Below are 26,526 nucleotides of genomic sequence, written 5' to 3' on the forward strand. Positions count from 1 at the left end.
TCAAAAGAGGACGCAGGCGTCAATCCTCCAGATGTAGCCCCGCCGCCACTTCGACATGCGTGGACCAGCGGAACTGATCGACCACCTGAACGAAATCAAGTACGTAGCCACCCCGCACCAGCGCGGCACAATCCCGCGCAAAGGTGACGGGATTGCAGGAGACATGTGCGACACGCGGCACCCGGGCGCGGATGATCTCCGCCACCTGCGCTTCGGCCCCGGCGCGGGGCGGGTCGATCACCACGCCGGCGAGTCGGTCGAGTTCGTCCAGCATGAGCGGATTGCGGAACAGGTCGCGTGTCTCGTGGGTGAGCAGCTTCATGCCGCTCCCGTTGCGCCAGCCATGGTCCAGCGCCTTCAGCATTTGGGCATCGCCCTCGACCGCGTGCACGCGCATCTCCTGCGCCAGCGGCAAGGCGAACGTCCCGCAGCCCGCGAACAGGTCCGCGACCTTGGCATTGCGGCCCATCGGGCCCAGCGCCTCACGGACCGCGGCGAGCAGCGCCGCCTCGCCCTCGGCTGTCGCTTGCAGGAATGCGCCGGGCGGCGGTGTGACGTCGGCGGAGCCGAACCGCTGGATCGGCGGGCGGCGGGCAATGACTTCGTCGTCCCAGGCCAGCCGTGCCAGATCGTATTCCCGTCCGATGTCGGCCAAGGCGGTCCGAAAGGCCGTGTCGACGGACTTGCCGCCGGTCACCGCCACGTCGAGACCGTTCAGGCTCTCGGTGACCAGAACCGAAAGCTCCCCCTTTCGGCTCGCCCCCAGCACCGCCAGCGCCTCAACCATCGGCAGGGCCTTTGCCAGCGCGGGCGTCACCAACTGGCAGTTCGGCACCGAAACGACGACATCGGAGGATTTCTGATGAAACCCTGCCAGCGCGCCCTTCTTCGTCCGTTTCGCGGAAAAGTTCGCCCGTCGCCGCGAACGTGGCGGCGAAGTCAGGCAGGGGCGGATCTCGGTGACAAGGTCATGCGCCTCCAGCGCTCGCAGCACTACCTCGGTCTTCCAGCCCTCGACGAAGCTGTCCTTCGCATGCTGCAACTGGCACCCGCCGCAGGACCGGGCATGGCTGCAGGGCGGCTTCACCCGCTCCGGCACAGGCGTGACGATGCTGGGCGCCGCCATGACCCCGTCCACGATCTCGCCCGAGACTTCTTCGCCGGGCAGGGCGCCGGGCACGAAAACCGGCCCGGGGGCGATCCCGTCACCCTTGTGGCCGAGCCGTTCTATCCTGATCTGTGTCATGATCCGGCTCTAACGCGGAAATCCCGGCGCCGTCCAGCGTTTGCAGATAGCGCCGCACGTCGGACTGGCTGCGCAGATGCACGCCGGCTTTGGCCGGCCCGATTCGCGCCAGCAACGCCAACGGTTTGCGCCGCCCGGTGTGCCGCGTGTCCCAGATCCATTTCGAGAACTCCAGGTTGAACCGCTCCGGACAATCGTCCTGCATGTCAGGCCGGGTCCGGCCGTAGTACCGCAGCGTCCGCCAGAACACCCGCCACGCCCGCAGCCACAGCGGAAAGTCGAGAAAGATCACGGTATCGGCGCGGTTGAAACGGTCTTCGTAGGTCACCGAAAGTCCACCTTCGATAATCCATTCGGGCCGCGCCTGCTGCTCCAGCGCCAGGGCGATCTTTTCATGCAGCGGACGCGGCACCCACCCCGGCAGATGATGGATCCGGTCGATGTGAACCACCGGCAGGCCGGTGCGGTCTCCAAGTTTCCGGGCGAGAGTCGACTTGCCTGATCCCGGCTGCCCGAGGATCATCACCCGCCTCATTCCGCCGCTTCCTGCCCTTCGTCGGAGCCAAGGAACCCGCCGGACTGGCGATCCCAGTAACGCGCGTAGAGGCCACCCTTCGCCAGAAGGGCGTCGTGGGTGCCTTCCTCGACGATATGGCCTTTGTCCAGAACGATGATCCTGTCCATGCTGCTTATGGTCGAAAGCCGATGGGCAATCGCCAGTACGGTCTTGCCCTCCATGACAAGACTGAGTGCGTCCTGGATGCTGGCCTCCACCTCCGAATCGAGAGCCGACGTCGCCTCGTCGAGCACCAGAATGGGCGCATCCTTGAGGATCGCCCGCGCCAGCGCGATCCGCTGCCGTTGACCGCCCGAGAGTTTCACCCCGCGCTCGCCCAGGTGCGCGCCGTACCCTTCGCGCCCGGCGTGGTCCCTCAGACCTAGGATGAAGTGATGCGCCTCCGCCCGCCGCGCCGCCTCGAAAACCTCCTCGTCGGTGGCGTCGGGGCGGCCATAGCGGATGTTGTCCATCGCGGAGCGGTTGAACATGGCCGTCTCCTGCGTGACCATGCCGATCTGCCGCCGCAAACTGTCCTGCGTGACCTCGGAGATATCCTGCCCGTCGATCACCACGGTGCCTTTCTCGACGTCATAGAGTCGCATCAGGATGGACACGAGCGTCGACTTGCCCGCGCCCGAAGCCCCGACGACACCCAGCTTTTCACCCGGTTCGATGTGCAGCGAGATGTGCTCCACACCGCCGGTCTTCCGCCCGTAGGAAAATCCGACATCCCGGAACTCGATCCGGCCCTTGTCCACGGACAGAGCCCCGGCTCCCGGCGCGTCGAGCAGCGTATGCGGAGGCGTGAGCGTCCGCATCCCGTCCTCTACCTCGCCGACGTTGGCATAGAGCCCCATCAGGGCGAAGGATACCCAGCCGGTCATCTGCGCCAGCCGGAGCGACACGGCCCCGGTCGCCGCGATATCCCCCGCCGTCACCAGACCAAGGCTCCAGAACCACAAGGCACCGCCGACCATCATCACCGGCAACAGACCGGCAAGAGCCATCAGCCAGAAGCGGAACCAGACACTGACACGCCCGAACTCGATGAACCGCGTGCGGTACGTGTCCATTGCGCCCAGCGCCGCCTTGTCCTCGAAGTCGTCATGGGCGAACAGCTTGACCGTTTTGATGTTGGTCACGGTGTCGACCATTTGCCCGGTGATCATGGCCCGCGCCGCCGCCCGCGCCTTGGACCGGGCGCGGACCTTCGGCATGTAGTACCGGATCAGCAGGCCATAGACCCCCATCCAGACCACCAGTCCGCCAGCAATCCGCCAGTTCACCGTGCCCACCATCAGCACCGCGCCGACCACGGAGGCCACCGCGAACAGCACCGTATGCAGCACCTCCGTGATGACGTCGTTCAGTGCCCGCGCCGTCTGCATTTCCTTCTGGCTGATGCGCCCGGCGAAATCGTTGTCGAAGAAGGTCACCGATTGCCCGATGGTGTAGCGGTGCACCCGGCTCAGGATCAGGCTGAACACGTTCGGCTGCGTCACCTGGGTTTGCAGGTACGCGTTGATCCCGAACAACACCGGCCGCAGGGCGAGGAAGAAGACCAGCGAAAAGACCAGAAGACCGAGGTTGGCGCTGAATACCGTTTCTGCACCAGCCGAAAGCGCTCCGTCCACCACCCATCCAAGGATGATGGCCGAGGCCACCTCGACCACGCCCCCGAGGATCGAGAACACCGCCGCCAGCATCAACGGCGGCCAGGCGCCCCGGATCGCCCAGCGGCAGAACGCCCAGAGGGTACGCGGCGGCGGGCCGTCCGCTTCGGCGAAGGGGTTGATCCATTCGGTCGGTTTCATTCTGCTGCCTCGGCTTCGTCTTCGGACTGCGTGTCGGGATCGAGGAACCCGCCGCTTTGCCGGGCCCAGAACCCAGCATATAGGCCACCCTTTGCCAAAAGCATGTCATGCGTGCCGTCTTCCACGATCCGGCCCCGATCCATCACCAGAATGCGATCCATTTGCGCAATGGTCGAGAGCCGGTGCGCAATGGCGATCACCGTCTTCCCCTGCATCATGCCATAGAGCGTGTCCTGAATGGCCGCTTCCACCTCCGAGTCGAGGGCGCTCGTCGCCTCGTCCAGCAGCAGGATGGGTGCATCCTTCAGCATCACCCGCGCCAACGTGATCCGCTGCCGCTGCCCGCCGGAAAGCTTTACCCCGCGCTCGCCCACATGCGCGTCATAACCGCGCCGCCCCTGCGGGTCCTCAAGGTCCAGGATGAACTCATGTGCCTGCGCCTTCTTCGCGGCGGCCATGAGGGCATCGTCGCTGGCACCCGGTCGACCGAACAACAGGTTTTCCCGGACGGAGCGATGAAGGAGTGCGCTGTCCTGCTGCACCATGCCGATTTGCAGGCGCAGACTGTCCTGCGTCACCCGCGCAATGTCCTGTCCGTCGATCAGGATGCGGCCCCCTTCCACGTCGTAGAACCGAAGCAACAATTTCACGAGGGTCGATTTTCCCGCACCGGACCGCCCGACAAGGCCGATCTTCTCGCCGGGCTGGATGGTCAGAGATATATGATCGAGACCGCCGCTGTCCCGTCCGTAGTGATGCGAGACATCCTCGATCTCGATCCGCCCGTCCGTCAACCGCAAAGGCGCCGCATCCGGCGCATCCCTCAGGGCAATTGGCTGGGCAATCGTCTTCATGCCCTCCTGCACGACGCCCAGTTCCCGAAACAGGCTTGTCGTCGCCCACATGATCCAGCCGGTCATGGCATTCAGCCGCAGCACCAGAGCGGAAGCCGCCGCCACGACCCCCGCCGTCGCGCTGCCCTGCACCCAGAGCGCGATTGCCCAGCCGACAACCCCGACGATCAACAGCCCGTTCAGCGTGACAAGCGCCACATCCATGATGGTATAGAGCCGCATTTCGCGCTGAAACGTCTTGCGCCCGTGCTCTATCGCCTCGGTCGCATAGTCCATTTCCCGATCATGATGAGCGAACATCTTGATCGCATGAATGTTGGTGTAGGCATCCACCACCCGTCCGGTGATCTGCGACCGTGCGTCGCTCGACGCCTTGGACGCCGGGCTGACGCGCAGCACGGTCCAACGGATCAGTAGCCCGTAGAGCACGACCCAAACCAGCAGCGGGATCATCAGCCGCGGATCGGCCTCACCCAGCATCACGACCGCCCCGACGATATATGCAATCGAAAAGGTCATCGCGTCGAAGACCTGAAAGGTGACCTCCCCGACCGCAGGCGGCGTCTGCATGATGCGGTTGGCAATCCGCCCGGCAAAGTCGTTCTCGAACCAGCCGACGGACTGCCGCATCACGTGGTCATGTGCCCGGAACCGGATCAACGTGCCGATGTTCGGCAGGAGCGTGTTGTTGAGGAGCGCAACGTCAATGACCTGGATCACCGGCCTGAGCAGCACGATGAACAGCGCCAGCCCGATCAGGGTCATGCCGTGCTGCTCCCAGACCTGCGCCGGGTCACCGGACAGGATATCCACCACCCAGCCCATGACCCAGATCAGACCGATCTCGATTCCTGCCACGAAAATGGAGAAGAGCGTTGCCCAGATGAAGACACCACGAAACCCGCGCGTGTACTGCCAGATGAACGGCAACACCTTCTGCGGCGGCGTTTCCAGCGGCACATGTTTTGAATACGGGTCGACGAGATTTTCGAAGAAACGGAGCATATCGGAGGACTTTTTACGTCTTGCATTGCAAATCTTGATGATAGGCGGGGCGTGAAAAGCCCGCACGAGGACAGGGCCGTTCAGCGTAGGCTGGTTGGGATCCTGTCACACATCATCAAGCGTCCTCCGATTGGATGTCTCGGGCATAGACCAATTTTCGGCCCGTGTCACCCCGCCTTGTCACTCCGAGTTGAGGGACTCCAGCAGAGCGTCCTTTTCGAGGGTAAACCCCGACGCGATCCAGCGGGCCTCCAGCAACCGCAGCGCCTCGCCCAAGGCCGGGCCCTGAAGGGCGGGCATCAGGTCCTTGGACATGACCGGAAAGACGGCCCGGGCCCCGTCGGCGATCTGACCGGCGGCCTCGGAAGGCAGGGGTATCTCGAAACTGGCGGCCCTGAGCACGGCAACATCGCGCGCCATATCCGCACCCGCCCGCCACGCGATCTCCGGCAGGGTTTGCGAGGAGGAAATCAGGCTCTGGTATTGCCCGAGACGCTTCTGATCCTGTTTCGACAAGCGCAGCACGGCCCCGTCGAAAAACCCGCACGCCGCCATCCGGCGCAGCGGTTCCGGCGGCAGGCCGAGCGTCGCTTCGTGCTGCAGCAGCGGGCCAAGCGCACGCGGCGTCGCCCCTGGCATGACCCGTGCCAGAACACCGATGTGATCCATGACGGAGACCGCCATCACCGGGTCAGGGGCACTGAACAGCTTGCGCAACTCCACACCGACCCGTTCCCGCGACAGCAGGTCCAGACCGTCCAGATTGCCCGCGATTGCCGCCAATGTCTCGGCATCCTGGCCAGCGTCGGGATCGCCGTACCAGGCCGAAAACCGGAAATACCGCAGGATTCGCAGGTAATCCTCGCGAATCCTGGTCTCGGCGTTCTCGATGAACCGGAACCGCCGCGCCGCCAGGTCAGCCAGCCCGCCAAGCGGATCGACGATCTCGCCCCAGCGGTCCGCATACAGCGCGTTCATCGTGAAATCGCGCCGGATCGCATCTTCCTGCAGGGTATCGGCAAAGCGCACCACCGCCCGGCGGCCGTCGGTCTCCACGTCGGCGCGATAGGTGGTCACCTCGTAGGGTTCACCCTTCACCACGACCGTCACCGTGCCGTGGTCTATCCCCGTAGGCACGACCTTCAATCCGGCGTCCTGGGCAAGGTCAGAGACTGTCTCCGGCCGCGCCGAGGTCGAAATGTCCACGTCGGACACCGGGACCCCAAGGAGCGCATTGCGCACGCAGCCCCCGACGACATAGGCCTCGTACCCGGCTTCTTCGAGCATCCGCATGACAGTCTGCGTGCCCGCAGCCTCCAGCCATGCGCCGCTCACCCGGGTCATGCCGAGACCCGCTCCGCCAGCACCCGCAGGATCCGCGCGGTGGCGCCCCAGATGTAATAAGGCCCGAAAGGTACCGTGAAATAATGCCGGCGTTGTCCGCGCCAGCGCCGACCCTGCACGGAGAACCGGCAGGGATCCGTGACATGCGAGAACGGCACGGAAAAGACTTCCTCGACCTCGCCCGGCTCCGGCGTCGGATCGAACGGTTTCCGGATCAGGCCCAGAACAGGCGTCACCAAGAAGCCGGTCACGGTTTCATGGCTGGGCAGGCAACCCAGAACCTCGACATTCGACGGCGGCAAGCCGACCTCTTCCCAAGCCTCGCGCACTGCGGCGGCGGTCGCGTCCGCGTCGCCCGGGTCCTGCTTGCCACCGGGGAAGGCGATCTGTCCCGGGTGGTGCTTGAGCCGGGAAGAGCGCTTGGTCAGCAGCAGGTTAAGCCCGCCCGGCCCGTCCTGAAACGCGCAAAGCACTCCGGCGGGACGCAACTTGCGATCCTCCGGCAGCAGCGTTTCAGGGTTCAGATCGAAATCCGATGTCGCCGCGCCCTGGTCACCCACAGCGCGGCGCAGGGCGTCGACCTGCTCAGCCGTCGCCATTGTCCGCCTCGAACCCAACCGTCTTCGGGTCCAGGTCGTAATGCGCACCGCAGAATTGGCAGTCCGCCGTCACCCTTCCTTCCGGCGTGGTCATCTTTTCGATGTCCTTGGCCGAATAGATCGACAGGCTCTGGCGCACGCGATCCTCGGAACAGGTACAGCCAAAGCGAATCGGCTGGGCGTCATAGACGCGGGGCTGTTCTTCGTGGAACAGCCTTACCAGAAGCTCCGTCGGGGGCACGCTGGGGCCGATCAGCTCCAGTTCCTCGACCGTCCCGAGATGCATGTTCACACGGTTCCAATTCTCCTCGACCTCGTCACTGACGAGATCGCTGGCGTGCAGCAGGCCACCTTCGCCGGACCCGCCTTCGCCGGTGGCAAAGGGCGAGGCTTTCGGCATGTGCTGGAGCATCACGCCCCCGGCGCGCCAATGCTCCGCCACGCCCGGCTCTGTCGAGCGGCCGTAGGACAGGGCAAAGGTCGTCGGCAACTGCTCCGACTGGGCGAAATAGGCGGACGCGCAATCGGCAAGGCAGGTTCCGGCGATCGGCGTAATGCCCTGATACGGCTGCATTCCCTGCCCCTGGTCGATCAGGATGGCAAAGTATCCGCTGCCGAGTTGCTGGAACGGCGGCGCGTCGGTGATCCGGTCGCGGTCAAAGCTGGCATAGGCGCGGATGCGGGCAGGCTGCCCCTCCTTGTCCGGGCCGTAATAGTCGGTCGCGATCATCCGCACCGGGCCGTTGGTCTGCACCTGCAGCGACAGCTTCCAGCGCAGCTTGATCGTCTGCCCGATGAGTGCGGTCAACAAGGCCATCTCCGCCACCAGCGCTTCGACCGGGGCGGGATAGTCGTGCTGTTTCAGCACACCGCTGAGCACGCCGTCGAGGCGCGCCACCCGTCCGCGCATGTCGGATCGGTCAAGCTGGAATGGAAGGACGGTATCGTCCCAGGCGATTTTCGAACCAATGGTCATGGGGTTTCCTTATCAGCCGTGCGCTGGCATACCGCAGCCATATAGGGTCGTACAAGGCGAGCGCAAAGGGGCGATGGCATGATCCGCAGATATGGGCAACCTCCCGAACCGGGGCGACGCTACGTCCTGCGTCCCGGCGCCTACGTTATCCTGCCACGGAACGGGCGGCTGTTGCTGACCTTCCAGGAGGCTCCGACACCGGAATTCCAGCTGCCCGGCGGCGGCATAGACCCAGGCGAGCATCCGATCGCGGCGCTGCATCGCGAGGTCTTCGAGGAGACCGGCTGGCGCATCGCCGATCCGCGGCGGCTCGGAGCGTTCCGGCGGTTCACCTACATGCCGGATTATGACATCTGGGCCGAAAAACTGTGCATCATCTACGGTGCCACGCCCGTCCGGCGGTACGGTCCGCCAAGCGAGCCAGGCCACAGCGCCCATTGGCTGAACGCCGCAGAGGCCGTCCGCAGCCTCGGGAATCCCGGGGACCGCAGCTTTGTCGCGCGGTACATCGCCTGAACGGTCAGGCCTCGCCCATCACGTCGAACTCCAGCAGCGCCGCTGAAACGTCATCGCCCAGTGTTTCCGGGTTCTGCATATCCGCGGTGAGCCGCCAGAACATGTCCTCGAGCAACTCCGGTCCTTCGCCGCCATTTTTCACCCCGAGGCGCATGAGTTCGGCCAGACCCTCCTCTTCGAGCATGTGACCGCCTTTCATCACCGCCTCGGTGAAACCGTCAGAATAGAGCAGCAACCGATCGCCGCGAGCCATGGTGAACTCGACCTGGTCGTAGGTCACCTCGTCGACGAGACCGATGGGCAGACCGCCCTGCCCGAGGAACTCGACCACGCCATCGACGCGGAGCAGGATCGGCGGCGGATGACCCGCCTGCACCATGCGCATCTTGCCGGTTTTCAGATTGGCGGCGATATAGGCCATGGTGAGGTATTCCTCTACCCCCGGGTCCGCCGCAAGACGCTCGTTCAGCAACCGCCCGGTCTGCGCAGGCTCCCGCATGGCATAGTAATGATCGAACCGTTTCTCCAAAGCGATGTTCTGGTCCGGAAAGGAGCTTGACATGTATCCGGCCACCCGCGCCGTCACCATGGCGGAGGTGATTCCGTGTCCGGAGACGTCGATGCTGTAAAGGCCGAGCCGGTCGAATCCGGGTGTGAACATGCCGACAAGATCGCCGCCGACGTGGCCGCAGGGTCGCAACAGCAGGCTCACCCGGGACGATCCGAACTGCCGTACCCGTTCCGGCACCAGCGCCTGCTGGATCTTGCGTGCCTGTTTGAGGTCGTTGTCGATCGCCTCATGGATGATCTTCAGTTCGGCAAAGGCTTCGGACACCTGCCGGTTCTTTTCCGAAAGCTGGCGCTCCATGGAAACGACACGGGCCCCTGCATTGATCCGGGCGCGCAATTCGTGCGAATTGACCGGCTTGGTCAGGAAGTCGTCTGCCCCGGCATCCAGACCCTGCGCGACCTCACCCTTGTCGCTCTTCGACGTCAGCAGGATGAAGTATCCATACCCGTCCGACTGCATGGCCTTGAAACGACGGCAAAACTCGAGTCCATCCATACCCGGCATCATCCAGTCTGACAGGACAAGGTCCGGCGGAGTCCGCGCGCAGATGCCCAGCGCCTCCGGCCCGGATTCCGCGGTCATGACCTCGAATCCCCACCGTTTGAGCATCAGGCCGACCATTTTCAGTTGCGAGAGGCTGTCATCGACCAGCAGCACGCGTCGCACCGCGTCCGGTTCAATCCGCAATTCGTCAGTTGCGACTGGCTGCACTTTGGTTCCCTTCCAGGGTGCGGAATTCCTTGCCTCAAGGTCAGATACGCGCCTCGCGTTAACAGGCTCTGAAACCTAAAACTCGAATGATCCAAAGTCTTGCCGAAACCACGCATTCATCTTTCATCCCTTATGGTGAAAGCCACAGTGGAGAACGCGATATGATAGACTGGGCACGCGTGGCCGAACTGCGCGATGAAATCGGACCGGAAGATTTTTCCGAGGTCCTCGAATTGTTCCTGAGCGAAGTGGAAAACGCCATCGACCTGCTCGAGGGCGCCACCGGCAACCCGATCGTGACAGAAGAACAGATGCACTTCCTGAAAGGTGCGTCCCTGAACCTCGGGTTTGCGGACCTGGCCGCGCTGTGTCAGCGCGGGGAAAGGGCCGCGGCGCAGGGCGATGCCGGGGCCATCCCCCCCGGCGGTGTCCGCGAAACATTCGAGGCGAGCAAACTGGCGTTCGAAAAGGACTTTCCCGTACGGTTCGCGGCCTGAGACGCCGCTCAGATGAGCCGGTGAAGGCCCGCCAGCGTTTCGGGCGGATCGTCCCCGAACGTCTCGCGCCGGAGCCTGCGCATCCCGGCGATCCAGCGGTCCATGTCCTCCGCCCTGCGCCGCGCGAACACCGCCGCTTCTTCGTGCGGCAAGATCAGGAACTTCCCTGCCTTGAGCCCCTCGATCAGGCTACGCGCCACATCCTCGGCGCCAAGCACCCGGTCATTGGCGCGATCTTCCGGCGCGGTGCCCTCCGCATAGCCGAGCAATGGCGTCGCCACATACAATGGACAGACCACGCTGGCGTGGATTCCCTGATCACCGTGTTCGATGGCCAGGGACTGTGCCAGGCTGACCGCCGCATGTTTCGTCGCGGAATACGGCGCATCGCCGATCTGGCTGAGCAGACCCGCCGCCGAGGCGACGTTGATCAACCAGCCTTCGCCGCGCGCGATCATCCCCGGCAAGAGCAACCGCACCGCCCGAAGATGGGCCATGACGTGGACATCCCAGCTGTCCTGCCATTGCTGATCCGGCGCGGAAGCCGGACCCCTCACCGCACCGCTGGTAAAACCGGCATTGGAGACCAGCATGCCGATCCCGCCCAGCGCCGCCTCTGCCTCGGCCACGAGTGCTTCGATCTCTTCGGGTTTGCGCACATCGCAGGGAACCGCCACGCCGCCGACCTCGCTGGCCACGGCACGGGCCGAAGTCGGGTCACGGTCGCTGACACAGACCCGCATACCCTCGACCGCCAATGCACGCGCAATCGCCCGTCCGATGCCCTGACCGGCCCCCGTGACGATCACGGTACGGCCCGCGAACCTCATATGATGAAGTTCGAGAGGACTTCGTCCTCGGTGATGTCCGTGTAGACGAAGCCACCTGCATCGAGCTTGGCATAAAGTTTTGCGAAATTTCCGGGGTCGCGCGTTTCGATGCCGATCAACACGGAGCCGAAGTTCCGCGCCGATTTCTTCAGATATTCAAACCGCGCAATGTCGTCCTGCGGGCCGAGCAAATCTAGAAAGCCGCGCAGGGCGCCCGGTCTCTGCGGCAGGCGTAGAATGAAGTATTTCTTGAGGCCCGCATAGGTCTGCGCCCGCTCCTTCACTTCCGGCAAGCGCTCGAAGTCGAAGTTGCCGCCGGAGGTGATGCAGACCACGCGCCGCCCGCGGATCATCTGACCCATGTCCTTCAGGGCATCGACCGAGAGCGCCCCAGCGGGTTCCAGCACGATCCCCTCGACATTCAGCATGTCGAGCATGGTGGTACAGAGCCGGTCCTCGTCGATTTGCAGGGTGCTGGCGAGCCCGATGCTCTTGAGCCGGTCGAAAGTCACATCCCCGATCCGCGCCACGGCCGCGCCGTCCGCAAAGGTATTCACCTTCCTGAGCGTCACAGGTTCCTGAGCCTCCAGCGCCGCGCGAAGGCACGCGCCGCCTTTCGGCTCGACGAAGGTGTAGTTCGGCTGGCCTTCGAAGTACCCCAGCAAACCGGACGCAAGGCCACCGCCACCCACCGGGATCACCAGTGTATCCGGCACTCCGCCCAGTTGCTCCTCGATCTCGGCGCCGACACTCGCCTGTCCCTCGATCACGTCCGGGTCATCGAACGGCGAGAGGAAATAGGCGCCTTCCGCCTCGGTGAAGGCCTTGGCCGCCGCGAGGCACTCATCGAAGTAATCCCCGATCAGCCGGATCTCGACGCTGTCACCCCCGAACATTTCGGTCTTCTGGATTTTCTGCTGCGGCGTGGTCACCGGCATGAAGATCACGCCCCTGACGCCAAAATGCCTGCACATGAAAGCCACGCCCTGCGCATGGTTCCCGGCACTGGCGCAAACCACCAGGCCGAGGTCTGCGCGCTTGCGCATGGCGTTGAAGGCCCCGCGCAGCTTGTAGCTGCGGACCGGGCTCAGGTCTTCGCGCTTGAGCCAGATGTCGGCGCCATACAGCTCCGACAGATGGGCATTGCGCAGCAGAGGCGTGGCAGGAAACACCTCTCGCATGGCACGGGCGGCCGCGCGGGCCTTGTCCTGAAAATCGCTCATGCCTCTTTCGTGGCAGGGGTCGCGTCCGTGCGCAAGTCAGTCAATCGGTCGACCCTGGACATAATGGCCATACAGCGTGGTCAGGATCGAGATGCCAATCATCGTCGCAAACCACCCCGTGACCAGGTTGTAAACCAGCGTCAAAGGCGAATGCGGATTGCCGCTGACCAGCGAGGGCACTTGCAACAGGAAGCTGCCCACCGCCATGATCAGCGCAAGCACCACGATGGCCCCGTCCTTGTCCCGCGTCGCGGACCAGCTTTCTGCCAGGGTCAGCTTCTGATCCACGGTCCCGGCGGGCAGCATAACCCCGAGTCGGAAGAAGAAATACGATCCGGCAAGCACCATGCCGGGAAGCACGAGCACCCGGAGGAACGGAACGAACACCAGAACGCCCACGGTCACCGCGAGGCTAAGACCGATGAGCAGGCCGATCAATATCGAGCGCCCGAGATAGCCCAGTATCCTGCTTCCCTGCCAGCGAGGCAGCCAGCCGACCGGCTGCTCTTCCAGCAGGACGTAGCGATGCCAGGCCACCGCCATCCACAGGCTCGAAATGATCGTGCCCAGCCCGAGCAGCAAAAGCAGCCCGTCATAGGCCGGATCAGACGGGGCGAAGATGCTGACATCGCCGCCTCTGGGCGCAGCCATGAAGGCAACGACGTGATACGCGGCCTGGACGAGATACAGGACCAGGGTGATCCGCATCGCCATGTCGAAGTTGCGCAACACGAGTTGCACCGAGTGCAGGAAAATCGTCCAGCCCTTCATGGCCCACCTCCTTGGTTGCACATGGGCTAGCACGCCTGTCCCCGCCGTCAACGCCTATCCTTGCCCACGCCCGGAAAACGCAGTAAGCCGCGCGTCAACCTGCAAACAGAGGGATTCCAGCATGTCCGCCCCCAAGAAAGTCGTCCTGGCCTATTCCGGTGGCCTCGACACGTCGATCATCCTGAAATGGCTGCAAACCGAGTATGGCTGCGAGGTTGTCACCTTCACCGCCGATCTGGGACAGGGCGAGGAGTTGGAGCCGGCCCGCGCCAAGGCGGAGATGCTGGGCATCAAGCCGGAGAACATCTACATCGAGGACGTGCGCGAGGAATTCGTGAAGGACTTCGTCTTCCCGATGTTCCGCGCCAATGCGGTCTACGAGGGCCTTTACCTGCTCGGCACCTCCATCGCCCGCCCGCTGATCTCCAAGCGTCTGGTCGAGATTGCCGAGGAAGTCGGCGCCGATGCCATCGCGCATGGCGCAACCGGCAAAGGCAACGATCAGGTGCGCTTCGAGCTGTCCGCTGCCGCGCTGAACCCGGATGTGAAGTGCATCGCGCCGTGGCGCGAGTGGTCGCTGACCTCCCGCACCAAGCTGCTGGAGTTCGCCGAGCAGAACCAGATCCCGATTGCCAAGGACAAGCGCGGCGAGGCACCCTTCTCGGTGGACGCGAACCTCCTGCACACCTCTTCCGAGGGCAAGGTTCTGGAGGATCCGGCGGAGAACGCACCGGATTACGTGTACCAGCGCACCGTGAACCCCGAGGATGCGCCCGACACGCCGGAAATCATCGAAGTGACCTTCGAGAAGGGCGACGCGGTGGCGATCAACGGCGTGCCGATGAGTCCGGCGACGATCCTGACCGAGCTGAACGAGTACGGCCGCAAGCACGGCATCGGCCGTCTCGACTTCGTCGAGAACCGTTTCGTCGGCATGAAGTCCCGCGGCATCTACGAGACGCCGGGCGGCACGATCCTTCTCGAAGCCCATCGTGGCATCGAGCAGATCACGCTGGACAGCGGCGCGGGCCACCTCAAGGACTCGCTGATGCCGCGTTATGCCGAGCTGATCTACAACGGCTTCTGGTTCTCCCCGGAGCGCGAGATGCTGCAGGCGCTGATCGACAAGAGCCAGGAGCATGTTACCGGCACCGTCCGGCTCAAACTCTACAAGGGCTCGGTGAACACCATCGCCCGCTGGTCCGAGCACTCGCTCTACTCCGAGGCGCATGTGACCTTCGAGGACGACGCCGGTGCCTACGACCAGAAGGACGCGGCGGGGTTCATCACCCTGAACGCCCTGCGCCTGCGCCTGCTGGCCTCGCGGAACCGGCGGTTGGCGAAGTAAGCCTTTGATTTCGAGTCTTTTTTCAGTCTTTGGAATCTAACCACGATTCCAAAGACTTAGACTTGAAATTCGCTGTACATTGGAGTATAGTCAATAGGCGAGGAATGCGGTAAAGCCCACGTCCGCAGATAGTTGCAAGACTGATCTATAGGGGGAGTTGTGGGTCCCCCCCTCGCTATTTCTTGAAGTATCCAGCGCCGCTTTGATCCGTAAGTGTCACGGCATTTTTCATTTTTGCTCTAGAAAGCTGCGAGCTGAAATAAAAGGTTCTCAAGAACAAGCCTGTGTCCTCTCGGTTTCGCGCAAGCACCAAGAAGTACGCCCGTGACGGTTCCGGTTCATGGAGCACTATCTCAATCTGAAGATTGCCCCCTCGCTTTTTTGACTGATAGTAGTCCCCGAACTTTATGACTGTCGGAAGCGCCAAACCGCGTTCCGCATTCATGCCGTGCATTGGATGATGCCTGATTTTCTGCGCATCTTTAGATGTCAAATAGACTTTTCGAGCCTTCCATCCCAAGCTCGCCGACACTGCCCTGGGGATCTCACAGATATGAAACGGATCAGACTTAACTGTTCCCCCGCAGAGTAGTTTAAAAAGTTGGAATTCTTTATCAGTTGGCTCCATTTCGGAGAAATCTAATTCGGATTCCGAGTCCAGCCAACAGCAATTTGAACAACGTACCCACAGGTACAACCCGCCGCAACGTCACACTTGCCCGCGTCCCGCCTCCCTCCGATAGCTCTGAAAAGCCAACCGGAGGACATCCCATGCCGCTCACCGACATTGCCGCGAAGATGCAGCGCGGGCTCGACAGACATCCGCTCGCGCAGTCGATCAAGTTCGATTGCATGGAAGAAGGCGCGATCACTCTCTACGAGGGAAAGGCGCATCTGGCGGACCTCCCGGCGGACTGCACGATCCGGATTTCGGAAACAAACCTCGAGAAGCTTATCGCCGGAAAGCTCAACCCGATGACCGCCTTTGCCATGGGCAAGATCAAGGTCTCCGGAGATATGTCGCTCGCTCTGAAGCTAAGCCAACTCCTGGGCTGAAACAGTCTCTGTTCTGCCAGAAAACATAAAGAAACGGAGGCGGGGAGTGTTCGCCTCCGTTTCGCGTGAAGGCCAGGGGGACAGCCTTCACCACCGCGTTTACTGCGCGGTCACAACCGTCATGACGAGGTTGCCGTCGGGCTTGATCGGGCCGTCTTCCTTGGCGCCGAGGGTGTATTCGAACATGCCCGTGGACATGCCGCCGTCCTCGCCGTGCACCATGAGCATGAGCATCTCACCGGACTTCACCTCCTCCTGGAGGATCGCCGTCACGTCCATGTTCTCACCCATCTTCAGCGGCGCGTAGCCGACAACCGGGCCCGGCTTCATCTCGCTGTCGGTGCGGTGCACCACGAGCCAGCCATTCGCCGGGGCGCTGACCATCTCGGCGGTCACGGTACCGCCGGACACATCCTGATCGGCGGCGGTCACGCCGGGAGCCATCGAATGGCTCGCGGCCATGGCATAGGTTGCGGTCAGGGCAATCAGGCTGCTTGCGAAAAACGTCTTCATCGGTCTCTCCGTTGTCAAAAGGGGCGCGATCTCTTTCGCGCTTGTCCTGATCCACGGATGGCCTGGAAAAGAGTTTCAGTTTTTTTCAGTTTTTTGCGCGGGCCGTCATCAGCTCATAAAACGGCATGGCGTCCTCGGCCAATTGCTTCGCCCGGCCCTCAAGGTCAGGCAACGGCCCTTCCGCCCCGGCAAAGCCTGTGCTGCCCCAGACCGACGCATACCAATGCGTCGCCCAGACCCCGTCGAACGGCTTTGGTCCCTCAGGCCAGGCCAGAACCGCCGGGTCCCAATCGAGACTGATCCTGTCGCACAGATCGCGCAGGGCCGCTTCCGGGTTCGCCCGGATGTCGGCGCTGTCGATGACGACAGGCGACTGGCCCAGCGCCTCGCAATGGGCGAAGAGTTCCGCCTGCTTGGCAAAACCGATGTCCGCCGCCGTTGCCTGCGGATAGCCTTTCATGAAGCTCGCCACGACCCGCGCGGGATGGCGCAGGAGGAAGACATTGACGCAGTCCGCCATGAAATCGCGCGGCACGCCGTCGATCATGTGCTGGCACATGTGCTTGTGATAGACATGGGCCTTCCCGTCCGGGATCGGACCGAGCAGGGAAGCCTGCACCTCTTCGGCATCCTCGGGCCGGGAGGCCTTGATTTCCTCCGCCATCGGATGATCGAGGCCAGTCTGCCTCAGATACGGGCCATAGAACGGCTCATCCCACGCGGCGAAATCCGCGCGATTGCCGAAAGCGTACATCATCGCCGTGGAAAGGTTCCGCGGCCCGGACCACATCGCCAGCCTCATGGTGTCACCAGATCCTTGTAGAGTTCCCGAAGCCGCTTCGTCACCGGCCCCATCTGGCCGTCGCCGATCTGCCGCCCGTCGATCGTACCCACCGGCGTCTGCGCCCCGAACGTGCCGGTGAGGAAAGCCTCATCGGCACCGTAGGTGTCGACCAACGAGTAATTCCGCTCGAAGACCGGAATACCGTTCGCGCGGCACAGGTCGATCACCTTCTGCCGCGTGATGCCGTTCATGCAGTAATCCCCGGTGGAGGTCCAAACCTCCCCCCTGCGCACGATGAAGAAGTTGCAGGCGTTCGTGGTGTTCACGAAACCATGCACGTCGAGCATCAACGCCTCATCCGCGCCGGCCTTCTCGGCGGCGATACAGGCGAGGATACAGTTCAGCTTGGAATGCGAGTTGAGCTTCGGGTCCTGCGTCATGGGCAAACCGCGAATATGCGGCACCGTGGCAAGGCGGATCGGGCGTGGGATCTTCGGTTTCGAATGCTCCATGATGATAACCATGGTCGGGCCTTGCCGCGACAACGACGGATGCTGGAAGGGCCGCGACTTCACGCCCCGCGTCACCATCAGCCGCGCATGCGCGTCTGTAGTTATGCCGTTGGCTTCCTGGGTCTCGCAAAGCGCGGCAATCACCCCGGCGCGGTCCATGCCGATATCGAGGTCGATCGCCTTCGCCGCCTCGAACAGCCTATCCATATGCTCATCGAGGAAACTCCAGCGCCCGTCATAGAGCCGCAGCCCCTCCCAGACGCCATCCCCGAGCATAAAGCCGGAGTCGAAGACGCTGACCGTCGCCTCGGCGCGGGGTTTCAGTTGGCTGTTGATCCAGATCAGCACGCTTTCGTTGCGTGCATCTTCCTCGGCCTGATGGGTTGTCACATGCTCTGTCATGGGCGGCACGCTAGGCGCGGATGGAGGTTCACACAAGGTCACCTTGCAGTGATGGGCGCAGGTTTGTTTTGCAACGCGCCGCGCCAGCCGCCAGCCTGCGTTCAGGAGGACCAAGCCATGACGTTGACCACCCGTATTCTTGCTCTTTGCCTGTTGACCCTGGTGCCGATGAAAGCGGCCGCTGCCGAGATCATCGTCGCTGGCGGCTGTTTCTGGTGCGTCGAGGCGGATTTCGAAAAGGTGCCCGGGGTGCAGGAGGCGATCTCCGGATACACCGGCGGCAAGACCGCCAATCCGACCTACAAACAGGTGTCCAAAGGCGGCACCGGGCACTATGAGGCGGTCCGGATCAAGTACAACGCAGGACGCACCAACCCACGGGCACTCTATGACCTGTTCTTCCGCTCCGTCGATCCGACCGACGCCGGCGGTCAGTTCTGCGACCGGGGCCAGAGCTACCGGACAGCGATTTTCGTCTCTGATCAGGCCCAAAGACAGGCTGCAGAGGCGGCGAAGGCCGCTGCGGAAGCAGAGCTTGGGCGCACGATCGTCACGCCGATCCTGAATGCAGGACCGTTTTACAAGGCCGAGGATTACCATCAGGACTACTACAAGGGCTCGAATATCGTGCTCACACGATTCGGCCCGCTCACTCAGTCCAAGGCCTACAAGCGCTACCGCAATGCCTGCGGCCGCGACCAACGTGTCAGGCAGCTGTGGGGCAAGAACGCGCCTTTCGTGAACTAGAACGCCGCGTCCTGCACGTCCTTAAGATCCGGGATCACATCCGCCGCACCGAGCCGCGTCACCATGAGAGCACCGGCTTTCGAGGCCAGCCGGATGGCCTGCTCCATCGGCATGCCCCGGTCGAGCCCGGCGACGAGATAGCCTGTAAACGTGTCCCCGGCGCCGGTGGTGTCGACGGGCGTGACCTTGAAGGCGGGATAGTCCTGAGTCGAGTCAATCTCTGTTTTTAGCCAGCGGCAGCCTTTCGAGCCGAGCGTCACGACGATTTCCTGCACCGGCAGGTCGGACACCGACTGCCCCGTCGCCTCCTCCAGCTGCTGTGCTTCCACTTCGTTGAGCACAAGCAAATCGAGCATCGGCAGGACCGCCTTCACCGCCTCCGCATCGAAAGGCGCGGCAGCGTAGGCAACACGGAGGCCTTTCGACTTTGCCAGCCTTGCGCCTTCGGCCTGCAAGGTGGTTTCATTCTGTGTGAGGAAGAGATCGCCTTCCTGCGCTTCCGACAGGGCGGCAATCAGCGAAGCCTTTGACAAAGCCGCATTGGCACCGGGATGGATGACAATGGAATTCTCGGCGGCATCGTCGACGTAGATGATCGCATGGCCCGTGGCCTCGTCCGACATGGCAATCTGCCGGGTGTCGACGCCATACTCCGTCAGTCTTTCGACCGCCCAGCCGCCATCCGCGCCAACCGCACCGATATGCACACACCGCGCCCCGGCCCGCGCCGCCGCAACGGACATGTTCGCGCCCTTTCCGCCCAGGCCCCGGGTAAAGCCTTTGGCGGCAAGCGTTTCACCCGGTCCCGGCAGATGCGGGACGCGGTAGACGAGATCGGCATTGATCGAGCCGAGATTGTAGATGGTCATGGACGGGCCGTGATGTTGGGTGCGCAAGTGGTGCGCACCCTACGACGTTTTATCCAACCTTGCACGCGGCAAGGATGGCCATGTTCAGGATGTCGTTCGCGGTCGAATTGGTCGAGCAGATCTGGATCGACTTGTCTACGCCGGCAAGGATCGGTCCGATGACCGTCGCACCCGCCATTTCCTGCATCAGCTTCACCGAAATGGACGCGGAGTGCCGCGCTGGAACCACGAGGATGTTCGCCGGGCCGGTAAGCCGCTGGAACGGGTAAGCCTCCTGCGCCTTGAGGTTCAGCGCCACGTCCACAGTCATCTCCCCCTCGTATTCGAAGGACACACCGCGTTCGTCCAGAACCTTCGGCGCGATATGCATCTTGGCCGCCCGTTCGGAAACCGGATAACCGAAGGTCGAAAAGCTGACGAAAGCGACGCGCGGTTCGAGCCCGAGGTGCTTGGCCACATCCGCGGCCCGCTCGGCGATATCCGCCAGATCGTTTTCATCCGGCCATTCATGCACCAGCGTATCCGCGATCAGCACGATCCTGCCCTTGTGCAGAAGCGCCGTGACCCCCGCCGCACCCGAACCCGCATCGGCGTTGAAGACGTGGTTCAGGAGTTCGAGCACATGCGCCGACTTGCGCGTCGCGCCGGTGATGAGGCCGTCGCCATGACCGTGCGCCAGCATCAGCGCAGCAAAGACATGACGGTCGCGGGCGGCGAGGCGATGAATGTCCTGCCGGTCCATACCCTTGCGCTGTAGGCGCTCGTACAGGAAATCCTTGTAGGTCTGCAGATGCCGGGAGTTCGCCGCATTGACGATCTCCAACTCGCGGTGCGCGTCCTCGAGGCCAGCTGCTGCCAGCTTCTCTTTGACGTCGGACTCGCGACCAACCACCAGCGCCTTGCCGAGACCGGAGCGCTGGTACATGACCGCAGCACGCAGCACGCGCGGATCGTCGCCTTCGGCAAAGATCATGCGAGCCTGAGCCGCCTTCGCCCGCGCATTGATGCCGCGCAGGATACTCGCGGTCGGGTCCATGCGGCCCTTGAGCGCCTCCGTATAGGCCGCCATGTCAACGATCGGACGCCGAGCCGCGCCGGTTGCCATGCCTGCCTTTGCGACGGCGGGCGGAATGCGGTAGATCAGGCGCGGATCGAAGGGCGTCGGGATGATGTAATCGCGACCAAAGGACAGCGTCTTGCCATAGGCCAGCGCCACTTCGTCCGGCACATCTTCCCGCGCCAGTTCGGCCAGCGCCTGCGCACAGGCGATCTTCATCTCGTCGTTGATCGCGCGGGCATGCACATCCAGCGCACCGCGGAACAGGTAGGGGAAACCCAGAACGTTGTTCACCTGGTTCGGATAGTCGGAGCGGCCCGTGGCGACGATGGCGTCGGGGCGCACTTCATGGGCTTCTTCCGGCGTGATCTCCGGATCGGGGTTCGCCATGGCGAAGATGACCGGATTGTCCGCCATGGAGGCAACCATCTCCTGCGTCACCGCGCCCTTGGCCGAGACCCCGAGGAAGACGTCCGCCCCCTTGATGGCCTCCTCCAGCGTCCGCGCATCGGTCACCGCCGCATGTGCCGATTTCCACTGGTTCATGCCCTCGGTGCGGCCTTGGTAGATCACGCCCTTGGTGTCGCACATGATGCAGTTGTCCTGCTTCGCGCCCATCGACTTGACCAGTTCAAGGCAGGCGATCCCCGCCGCACCGGCACCGTTCAGCACGATCTTGCAGTCTTCGATCTTCTTGCCGGAGATGTGCAGCGCGTTGATGAGGCCGGCGGCGCAGATCACGGCGGTGCCGTGCTGGTCGTCGTGGAAGACCGGAATGTCCATCTCTTCCTTGAGCCGCTGCTCGATGATGAAGCACTCGGGCGCTTTGATGTCTTCGAGGTTGATGCCGCCGAAGGTCGGACCCATCAGGCGCACCGCGTTGCAGAACTCGTCGGGATCTTCGGTATCGAGCTCGATGTCGATGCTGTTCACGTCGGCGAAGCGCTTGAACAGGACGGACTTGCCCTCCATCACCGGTTTCGAGCCCAGCGCACCGAGGTTCCCGAGGCCGAGCACCGCCGTTCCGTTGGAGATCACCGCAACAAGGTTGCCCTTATTGGTGTAGTCATAGGCCAGTTCCGGGTTCGCCGCGATATCCTCGCAGGGCACCGCAACGCCGGGGGAGTACGCCAGCGACAGGTCGCGCTGCGTGGTCATCGGGACCGTCGCCTGCACCTCCCACTTGCCCGGGGTCGGCTCGAGATGGAAGGCCAGCGCTTCCTCGCGGGTAAACTTGGGTTTCAACATGGCTTCCTCCCGGTCGTCTCCAATATCGGGTTTTCCCCGATGAGTGCGCGCCTTAATGTCACGCGAAACCCGAAGGGGGAAGAGGACGTGAGCGCTAACACCACCACAGTCACGCCGATGATGGCGCAATATCTGGAGATCAAGGCCCAGTATCCGGACGCCTTGCTGTTCTACCGGATGGGCGACTTCTACGAGATGTTCTTCGACGATGCCGTCGCGGCCTCCGAAGCGCTGGACATTGCCCTGACCAAACGCGGCAAGCATGACGGCGACGACATCCCGATGTGTGGCGTGCCGGTGCACGCGGCGGACAACTACCTGCTGACGCTGATCCGCAAGGGGTTCCGCGTGGCGGTGGGCGAGCAACTCGAAAGCCCTGAAGAGGCGAAGAAGCGCGGCTACAAGGCCGTGGTGAAGCGGGACGTGGTGCGGTTGGTGACGCCGGGGACGCTGACGGAAGAGTCGCTTCTCGAAGCGCGGCGGCACAACTTCCTGGCCGCCTTGGGCCGGGTTAGAGACGATTTTGCCCTCGCTTGGTGCGATATTTCCACCGGATCGTTTCACGTGATGCCCTTGGCCCGTGCGCGCATCGGCGCTGAACTGGCACGGCTTGCACCCGCCGAGGTGCTGACGACGGACAAGGTCGAGGAAGACCTGCGCGAGGTGCTCGGAGATCTTGGCATCGAGCCGACGCTGCTTGGCGCCGCTTCCTTCGATTCCGGTGCGGCGGAGACGCGGCTGTGCGACGTTTTCGGCGTGCAGACTCTGTCGGGTTTCGGCAGCTTCGGGCGGGCGGAGTTGTCCGCGATGGGAGCGGTGGTCGACTATCTCGAAATCACGCAGAAGGGCCGCCTGCCCTTGCTCAACCCGCCGAAGCAGGACGCTGTCACCCGGCTTATGCAGATCGACACCGCCACGCGGCGGAACCTCGAACTAACGCAGAGCATGAACGGCGGGCGGGCCGGATCGCTTCTGGCTTCGATTGACCGGACGGTGACATCCGGCGGGGCGCGTTTGCTGGAACGGCGCATATCCTCACCGTCGCGGGAACTGAGTGTCATCCAAGACCGGCTTGACGCCGTGACTTGGGCGCTGGAATCGCCTTTGGCGGAGCCTGTGCGCGAGAGCCTGCGACGGGTTCCGGACCTCGACCGGGCGCTGTCCCGCCTGAGCCTCGACCGTGGCGGACCGCGTGATCTGGCGGCGGTGCGCAATGCGCTGACGCAAGGCGAGACGCTGCGATCCCACCTAGGCGAAGCCGAGATGCCGGAGCTGCTCGAACGCGCAAAACAGTCTCTAACCGGGCACAAAACGCTCCTCGAACTGCTGGACGCGGCATTGATCGCAGAGCCGCCGTTGCTCGCCCGCGACGGCGGCTTCATCGCTCCAGGCTATGACCAAGCGCTCGACGAGGCGCGCCAATTGCGCGACGAAGGGCGCGGGGTCATTGCCCGCCTGCAGGCGAAGTACGCAGAGCAGGCCGGAGTCACTGCGCTGAAGATCAAGCACAACAACGTGCTCGGCTACTTCATCGAAACGACAGCGACCCATGCGGACAAGATGATGTCTGCGCCGCTCTCCGAAACCTTCATCCATCGCCAGACCACCGCCAATCAGGTTCGCTTCACAACCGTCGAACTTTCCGAACTGGAAACCCGAATCCTGAACGCCGGAAACGAGGCGCTGGAGATCGAAAAGCGTCTCTATTCCGCCTTGACCCACGCCATTCTCGAATGCGCACCGTCGCTCTCCGAGCTTGCTCTCGCCCTTGCCGAATTTGACCTCTCGATCGCGCTGGCAACCCTGGCCCGCGCCCGAGACTGGTCGAAGCCCCGGGTCGATGACAGCCGCGCTTTCGCCATCGAAGGTGGACGCCATCCCGTTGTCGAAGAAGCCCTTGCCAAGGCAGGTGAGCCGTTCATCGCCAACGATTGCATCCTGAGCGCCGAGGGTGACAAGGCCGCCGTCACCCTGCTGACCGGCCCGAACATGGCGGGTAAATCGACCTACCTGCGACAGAATGCACTGATTGCCCTGCTGGCACAGATCGGCTCCTACGTCCCTGCCCGCTCCGCGCATGTCGGGCTGGTCAGCCAGATCTTCAGCCGCGTCGGGGCGAGCGACGATCTGGCCCGGGGCCGCTCGACCTTCATGGTCGAAATGGTCGAAACCGCCGCGATCCTCAATCAGGCAGACGACCGGGCGTTGGTCATCCTCGATGAAATCGGACGCGGTACGGCGACCTATGACGGCCTGTCCATCGCTTGGGCGACGCTCGAACACCTGCACGAAACCAACCGCGTTCGCGGGCTTTTCGCGACGCATTATCACGAGATGACCGCATTGGCTGGCAAGCTGCCGGGTGTGAAGAATGCGACCGTTGCGGTCAAGGAGTGGGAAGGTGAGGTGATCTTCCTGCACGAGGTCCACGACGGCGCGGCGGATCGCTCCTACGGCGTGCAGGTGGCGCAGCTGGCCGGTTTGCCGAAAGCCGTGATCGCCCGCGCCCGCTCCGTGCTCGATGCCCTCGAGAAAGGTGAGCGCGACCGCGCTTCGCCAAAGGCGCTGATCGACGATCTGCCGCTTTTCTCCGCCGCCGCGAAGGCGCCGCCTCAGCCGGTGAAACCACAAGGGCCGTCGGAGATGGAGCAGAAACTCGCCAGCCTGCTCCCGGACGAGATGACGCCGCGCGAGGCTTTGCAGGCTCTCTATGAGTTGAAAGCGTTGGCAAAGCGGTAAAGCGGGAGGTCCCGGATCAAGTCCGGGACTGCGGCGCACCATGAAAAAGGCGGGGTTCATCCCCGCCTTTCGCTGTTTCACATGAAACGGAGCTTTAGCCGACCATCGACGACACGCCGACCTGCGCGGGTCTCAGCAGGCGGTCATGCAAGACAAACCCTTCCGCCGAGACCTGGATGATGTCACCGGCCTTGGTGCCCGGCACCGGAGCCTCGAACATGGCCTCGTGCATCTGCGGGTCGAACTTGTCTCCGACCTGTGGGGTCACACGCTTGACGCCGTGGCGGTCGAAGACAGTCAGAAGCTCCTTGAGCGTCAGCTCCACCCCTTCCATCAACGCCTCGGACGCCTTGTCCTCGGTATCCTTTGCGGCATTCAGCGCACGGTTAAGATTGTCATAGACCGGGATCAGGTCCCGAGCGATTCGTGTTCCGCCGTAGGCCTGCGCCTCCTGCCGGTCCTTGGCCGCGCGCTTGCGGGCGTTTTCGGCATCGGCCAACGCCCGCATGAATCGGTCCTTGAACTCGTCGCGCTCCGCTTCGAGCGAGGCAATGATCTCCTCTGCGGTCGGCTCTGCATCCAGAGCCTCGTCCGCGGCGGCCTCAAGCGCCTCGATGTCGTCGAGAAAATCCTCGTCTCTCGGTTCTGCCATTCTTCACCTCTAACTCCGGTCTGACAGCAATCTGCCCACCAGCTGCGCCGTGTAGTCCACGATCGGGACGATCCGGCCATAGTTGAGACGCGTGGGTCCGATGACCCCCACCGCGCCAATGATCTTACGGTCAGCGTTCATATATGGAGACACCACCAGAGAGGAACCCGAAAGTGAGAAAAGTTTGTTCTCCGAGCCGATGAAAATGCGCACGCCGTCGCCCTGATCGGTCAATTCGAGAAATTCCGCTATGTCCCGTTTGCGTTCGAGATCGTCGAACAGCTGCCGTATGCGCTCCAGCTCCTCTTCCGCCGAGTCGTCGCCCAGCAGATTCGCCCTGCCCCGCACGATGAGCCGCGCGGAATTGTCCGAGGTCCCGTCCCAGACAGCCACACCGGCTTCGATCAACTCGGCGGCCAGGGTGTCGAGTTCCTGCCGGCGCCGCTTGATCTCCTCGTGCATGACTGCGCGCAACTCTTCGAGAGTGCGACCCTCGACCAGCGCGTTGACGAAATTTGCCGCTTCCCGCATCGAACTGGGCGTCTGCCCCGGTGGCGGGGTAAAGACGCGGTTCTCGACGTGGCCGTCGGCAAAGACGATCACGACAAGTGCCCGGTCATGGCCGAGGGAAACGAATTCGATATGTTTGAGCGGCGCTTCGTGCTTCGGAGTCAGCACCAGGGAGGCGCCGTGTGTCACCCCGGATAGTGCGGAGCCGATGCTGTCCAGCAGGCCGCCGACATCCTGCGCGTTGGCCCCCATGGTCGCGTCGATCTTTTCGCGATCGGTGTGATCGAGGTCGCGCACCTCCAGCAGGCTGTCGACGAACATCCGAAGGCCAAGTTGCGTCGGAATCCGCCCGGCGGAGACGTGCGGACTGTCGAGAAGCCCGAGGAACTCCAGATCCTGCATGACATTGCGGATCGTCGCCGCCGAAACCTTTTCCGACAGCGTCCGCGTCAACGTGCGTGACCCGACAGGCCCGCCGGACTCGAGATAGCCTTCGACCACCCGGCGAAACACCTCGCGCGAGCGATCGTTCATCTGGGAGAGTACTTCGTTCGCCTTGTTCATCGATGTCCT

24 protein-coding genes are annotated in these 26,526 nt (G+C 63.2%); 6 read left to right on the forward strand and 18 right to left on the reverse strand.

The genetic code is table 11. From position 1 onward, the window contains the following. Nucleotides 1-19: 19 nt before the first annotated feature. From ACP159_RS01055 to ACP159_RS01085, 7 genes are all read right to left on the reverse strand, one after another. The gene (locus ACP159_RS01055) at nt 20-1,246 is read right to left on the reverse strand and encodes a class I SAM-dependent RNA methyltransferase (protein ID WP_425097755.1); all 1,227 of its coding nucleotides are present in this window, start codon (nt 1,244-1,246) and stop codon (nt 20-22) included. Continuing rightward, nucleotides 1,206-1,781, reverse strand: coding sequence for an AAA family ATPase (locus ACP159_RS01060; protein ID WP_425097756.1), 576 nt, complete (start codon nt 1,779-1,781; stop codon nt 1,206-1,208). Before ACP159_RS01060 ends, ACP159_RS01055 begins: the two co-directional genes overlap by 41 nt. Continuing rightward, entirely contained in the window at nt 1,778-3,619 is a 1,842-nt protein-coding gene (locus ACP159_RS01065; RefSeq protein WP_425097757.1) for an ABC transporter ATP-binding protein, read from the reverse strand. The genes ACP159_RS01060 and ACP159_RS01065 overlap by 4 nt, the downstream gene beginning before the upstream one ends. Beyond that, complete coding sequence (locus ACP159_RS01070) at nt 3,616-5,478, reverse strand: ABC transporter ATP-binding protein (RefSeq protein WP_425097759.1); 1,863 nt, start codon at nt 5,476-5,478, stop codon at nt 3,616-3,618. The genes ACP159_RS01065 and ACP159_RS01070 overlap by 4 nt, the downstream gene beginning before the upstream one ends. Before the next feature lie 180 nt (nt 5,479-5,658). Next, nucleotides 5,659-6,822, reverse strand: a complete 1,164-nt coding sequence (locus ACP159_RS01075) for a CCA tRNA nucleotidyltransferase (protein WP_425097760.1) — start codon at nt 6,820-6,822, stop codon at nt 5,659-5,661. After that, nucleotides 6,819-7,421 carry a CoA pyrophosphatase gene (locus ACP159_RS01080; protein WP_425097761.1) on the reverse strand — a complete coding sequence of 201 codons (603 nt, stop codon included), beginning with the start codon at nt 7,419-7,421 and terminating at the stop codon, nt 6,819-6,821. The genes ACP159_RS01075 and ACP159_RS01080 overlap by 4 nt, the downstream gene beginning before the upstream one ends. Next, on the reverse strand, nt 7,408-8,397 hold the full coding sequence (locus ACP159_RS01085; protein ID WP_425097762.1) for an Hsp33 family molecular chaperone HslO: 990 nt from the start codon (nt 8,395-8,397) through the stop codon (nt 7,408-7,410). The genes ACP159_RS01080 and ACP159_RS01085 overlap by 14 nt, the downstream gene beginning before the upstream one ends. 78 nt (nt 8,398-8,475) lie before the next feature. Between ACP159_RS01085 and ACP159_RS01090 the strand changes: the two genes are divergently transcribed. Next, nucleotides 8,476-8,913 (forward strand): NUDIX hydrolase, encoded by a 438-nt coding sequence (locus tag ACP159_RS01090; RefSeq protein WP_425097763.1) that lies wholly within the window; start codon nt 8,476-8,478, stop codon nt 8,911-8,913. A gap of 4 nt (nt 8,914-8,917) precedes the next feature. On the opposite strand, the gene ACP159_RS01095 is transcribed toward ACP159_RS01090, so the two are convergent. Beyond that, nucleotides 8,918-10,195 carry a PP2C family protein-serine/threonine phosphatase gene (locus ACP159_RS01095; protein WP_425097764.1) on the reverse strand — a complete coding sequence of 426 codons (1,278 nt, stop codon included), beginning with the start codon at nt 10,193-10,195 and terminating at the stop codon, nt 8,918-8,920. A gap of 86 nt (nt 10,196-10,281) precedes the next feature. On the opposite strand from ACP159_RS01095, the gene ACP159_RS01100 reads away from it, so the two are divergent. Next, nucleotides 10,282-10,692: an Hpt domain-containing protein gene (locus ACP159_RS01100; protein WP_425097765.1), complete on the forward strand. Its 411-nt coding sequence runs from the start codon at nt 10,282-10,284 to the stop codon at nt 10,690-10,692. Between the two features lie 8 nt (nt 10,693-10,700). On the opposite strand, the gene ACP159_RS01105 is transcribed toward ACP159_RS01100, so the two are convergent. Genes ACP159_RS01105 through ACP159_RS01115 form a run of 3 tightly spaced genes read right to left on the reverse strand, consistent with a single transcriptional unit; the run spans nt 10,701 to nt 13,516 of the window. Continuing rightward, entirely contained in the window at nt 10,701-11,522 is an 822-nt protein-coding gene (locus ACP159_RS01105) for an SDR family NAD(P)-dependent oxidoreductase (RefSeq protein WP_425097766.1), read from the reverse strand. Continuing rightward, nucleotides 11,519-12,745: a threonine ammonia-lyase IlvA gene (gene ilvA / locus ACP159_RS01110; protein WP_425097767.1), complete on the reverse strand. Its 1,227-nt coding sequence runs from the start codon at nt 12,743-12,745 to the stop codon at nt 11,519-11,521. The genes ACP159_RS01105 and ilvA overlap by 4 nt, the downstream gene beginning before the upstream one ends. 36 nt (nt 12,746-12,781) lie before the next feature. After that, nucleotides 12,782-13,516 (reverse strand): hypothetical protein, encoded by a 735-nt coding sequence (locus tag ACP159_RS01115; protein ID WP_425097768.1) that lies wholly within the window; start codon nt 13,514-13,516, stop codon nt 12,782-12,784. Nucleotides 13,517-13,637: 121 nt separating this feature from the next. Between ACP159_RS01115 and ACP159_RS01120 the strand changes: the two genes are divergently transcribed. Beyond that, nucleotides 13,638-14,864, forward strand: a complete 1,227-nt coding sequence (locus ACP159_RS01120; protein ID WP_425097769.1) for an argininosuccinate synthase — start codon at nt 13,638-13,640, stop codon at nt 14,862-14,864. A 771-nt stretch (nt 14,865-15,635) separates the two neighbouring features. Next, nucleotides 15,636-15,920 carry an SCP2 sterol-binding domain-containing protein gene (locus ACP159_RS01125; RefSeq protein WP_425097770.1) on the forward strand — a complete coding sequence of 95 codons (285 nt, stop codon included), beginning with the start codon at nt 15,636-15,638 and terminating at the stop codon, nt 15,918-15,920. Between the two features lie 99 nt (nt 15,921-16,019). Here the strand turns inward: ACP159_RS01125 and ACP159_RS01130 are convergent, their stop codons facing one another. The 3 genes from ACP159_RS01130 to ACP159_RS01140 form a co-directional block, all read right to left on the reverse strand. Further along, nucleotides 16,020-16,433, reverse strand: a complete 414-nt coding sequence (locus tag ACP159_RS01130; RefSeq protein WP_425097771.1) for a DUF7282 domain-containing protein — start codon at nt 16,431-16,433, stop codon at nt 16,020-16,022. Nucleotides 16,434-16,518: 85 nt separating this feature from the next. Beyond that, nucleotides 16,519-17,235 (reverse strand): HAD family hydrolase, encoded by a 717-nt coding sequence (locus ACP159_RS01135; RefSeq protein ID WP_425097772.1) that lies wholly within the window; start codon nt 17,233-17,235, stop codon nt 16,519-16,521. Then, nucleotides 17,232-18,131: a D-amino acid aminotransferase gene (locus tag ACP159_RS01140; RefSeq protein ID WP_425097773.1), complete on the reverse strand. Its 900-nt coding sequence runs from the start codon at nt 18,129-18,131 to the stop codon at nt 17,232-17,234. Before ACP159_RS01140 ends, ACP159_RS01135 begins: the two co-directional genes overlap by 4 nt. A gap of 117 nt (nt 18,132-18,248) precedes the next feature. Here ACP159_RS01140 and msrA point away from each other — a divergent pair, with 117 nt between their 5' ends. Further along, on the forward strand, nt 18,249-18,878 hold the full coding sequence (gene msrA / locus ACP159_RS01145; RefSeq protein WP_425097774.1) for a peptide-methionine (S)-S-oxide reductase MsrA: 630 nt from the start codon (nt 18,249-18,251) through the stop codon (nt 18,876-18,878). Here msrA and ACP159_RS01150 read toward each other — a convergent pair. Next, on the reverse strand, nt 18,875-19,747 hold the full coding sequence (locus ACP159_RS01150) for a ribokinase (protein WP_425097775.1): 873 nt from the start codon (nt 19,745-19,747) through the stop codon (nt 18,875-18,877). The genes msrA and ACP159_RS01150 overlap by 4 nt on opposite strands. 49 nt (nt 19,748-19,796) lie before the next feature. Further along, nucleotides 19,797-22,052 (reverse strand): NADP-dependent malic enzyme, encoded by a 2,256-nt coding sequence (locus tag ACP159_RS01155; protein ID WP_425097776.1) that lies wholly within the window; start codon nt 22,050-22,052, stop codon nt 19,797-19,799. 117 nt (nt 22,053-22,169) lie between these two features. Here ACP159_RS01155 and mutS point away from each other — a divergent pair, with 117 nt between their 5' ends. Further along, nucleotides 22,170-24,791, forward strand: coding sequence for a DNA mismatch repair protein MutS (gene mutS / locus ACP159_RS01160; protein WP_425098188.1), 2,622 nt, complete (start codon nt 22,170-22,172; stop codon nt 24,789-24,791). Between the two features lie 94 nt (nt 24,792-24,885). Here mutS and ACP159_RS01165 read toward each other — a convergent pair whose 3' ends face one another. Both ACP159_RS01165 and hrcA read right to left on the reverse strand, forming a co-directional pair. Further along, a complete protein-coding gene (locus tag ACP159_RS01165; RefSeq protein ID WP_425097777.1) occupies nt 24,886-25,443 on the reverse strand; it encodes a nucleotide exchange factor GrpE in 558 nt (185 codons plus the stop codon). A 9-nt stretch (nt 25,444-25,452) separates the two neighbouring features. Then, nucleotides 25,453-26,517: a heat-inducible transcriptional repressor HrcA gene (gene hrcA, locus ACP159_RS01170; RefSeq protein WP_425097778.1), complete on the reverse strand. Its 1,065-nt coding sequence runs from the start codon at nt 26,515-26,517 to the stop codon at nt 25,453-25,455. Nucleotides 26,518-26,526 lie beyond the last annotated feature (9 nt).

Origin of the sequence: Tropicibacter sp. S64 (genome assembly GCF_049803835.1) — a bacterium.
Lineage (GTDB): Bacteria > Pseudomonadota > Alphaproteobacteria > Rhodobacterales > Rhodobacteraceae > Pacificoceanicola.

What these genes read in the sequence shown, in the direction of transcription:
- ACP159_RS01055 (WP_425097755.1), bottom strand. Translation starts at nt 1,246, where the DNA reads ATGACACAGATCAGGATAGAACGGCTCGGCCACAAGGGTGACGGGATC.
- ACP159_RS01060 (WP_425097756.1), bottom strand. Translation starts at nt 1,781, where the DNA reads ATGAGGCGGGTGATGATCCTCGGGCAGCCGGGATCAGGCAAGTCGACT.
- ACP159_RS01065 (WP_425097757.1), bottom strand. Translation starts at nt 3,619, where the DNA reads ATGAAACCGACCGAATGGATCAACCCCTTCGCCGAAGCGGACGGCCCG.
- ACP159_RS01070 (WP_425097759.1), bottom strand. Translation starts at nt 5,478, where the DNA reads ATGCTCCGTTTCTTCGAAAATCTCGTCGACCCGTATTCAAAACATGTG.
- ACP159_RS01075 (WP_425097760.1), bottom strand. Translation starts at nt 6,822, where the DNA reads ATGACCCGGGTGAGCGGCGCATGGCTGGAGGCTGCGGGCACGCAGACT.
- ACP159_RS01080 (WP_425097761.1), bottom strand. Translation starts at nt 7,421, where the DNA reads ATGGCGACGGCTGAGCAGGTCGACGCCCTGCGCCGCGCTGTGGGTGAC.
- ACP159_RS01085 (WP_425097762.1), bottom strand. Translation starts at nt 8,397, where the DNA reads ATGACCATTGGTTCGAAAATCGCCTGGGACGATACCGTCCTTCCATTC.
- ACP159_RS01090 (WP_425097763.1), top strand. Translation starts at nt 8,476, where the DNA reads ATGATCCGCAGATATGGGCAACCTCCCGAACCGGGGCGACGCTACGTC.
- ACP159_RS01100 (WP_425097765.1), top strand. Translation starts at nt 10,282, where the DNA reads ATGATCCAAAGTCTTGCCGAAACCACGCATTCATCTTTCATCCCTTAT.
- ACP159_RS01105 (WP_425097766.1), bottom strand. Translation starts at nt 11,522, where the DNA reads ATGAGGTTCGCGGGCCGTACCGTGATCGTCACGGGGGCCGGTCAGGGC.
- ilvA (WP_425097767.1), bottom strand. Translation starts at nt 12,745, where the DNA reads ATGAGCGATTTTCAGGACAAGGCCCGCGCGGCCGCCCGTGCCATGCGA.
- ACP159_RS01115 (WP_425097768.1), bottom strand. Translation starts at nt 13,516, where the DNA reads ATGAAGGGCTGGACGATTTTCCTGCACTCGGTGCAACTCGTGTTGCGC.
- ACP159_RS01120 (WP_425097769.1), top strand. Translation starts at nt 13,638, where the DNA reads ATGTCCGCCCCCAAGAAAGTCGTCCTGGCCTATTCCGGTGGCCTCGAC.
- ACP159_RS01125 (WP_425097770.1), top strand. Translation starts at nt 15,636, where the DNA reads ATGCCGCTCACCGACATTGCCGCGAAGATGCAGCGCGGGCTCGACAGA.
- ACP159_RS01130 (WP_425097771.1), bottom strand. Translation starts at nt 16,433, where the DNA reads ATGAAGACGTTTTTCGCAAGCAGCCTGATTGCCCTGACCGCAACCTAT.
- ACP159_RS01135 (WP_425097772.1), bottom strand. Translation starts at nt 17,235, where the DNA reads ATGAGGCTGGCGATGTGGTCCGGGCCGCGGAACCTTTCCACGGCGATG.
- ACP159_RS01140 (WP_425097773.1), bottom strand. Translation starts at nt 18,131, where the DNA reads ATGACAGAGCATGTGACAACCCATCAGGCCGAGGAAGATGCACGCAAC.
- msrA (WP_425097774.1), top strand. Translation starts at nt 18,249, where the DNA reads ATGACGTTGACCACCCGTATTCTTGCTCTTTGCCTGTTGACCCTGGTG.
- ACP159_RS01150 (WP_425097775.1), bottom strand. Translation starts at nt 19,747, where the DNA reads ATGACCATCTACAATCTCGGCTCGATCAATGCCGATCTCGTCTACCGC.
- ACP159_RS01155 (WP_425097776.1), bottom strand. Translation starts at nt 22,052, where the DNA reads ATGTTGAAACCCAAGTTTACCCGCGAGGAAGCGCTGGCCTTCCATCTC.
- mutS (WP_425098188.1), top strand. Translation starts at nt 22,170, where the DNA reads ATGATGGCGCAATATCTGGAGATCAAGGCCCAGTATCCGGACGCCTTG.
- ACP159_RS01165 (WP_425097777.1), bottom strand. Translation starts at nt 25,443, where the DNA reads ATGGCAGAACCGAGAGACGAGGATTTTCTCGACGACATCGAGGCGCTT.
- hrcA (WP_425097778.1), bottom strand. Translation starts at nt 26,517, where the DNA reads ATGAACAAGGCGAACGAAGTACTCTCCCAGATGAACGATCGCTCGCGC.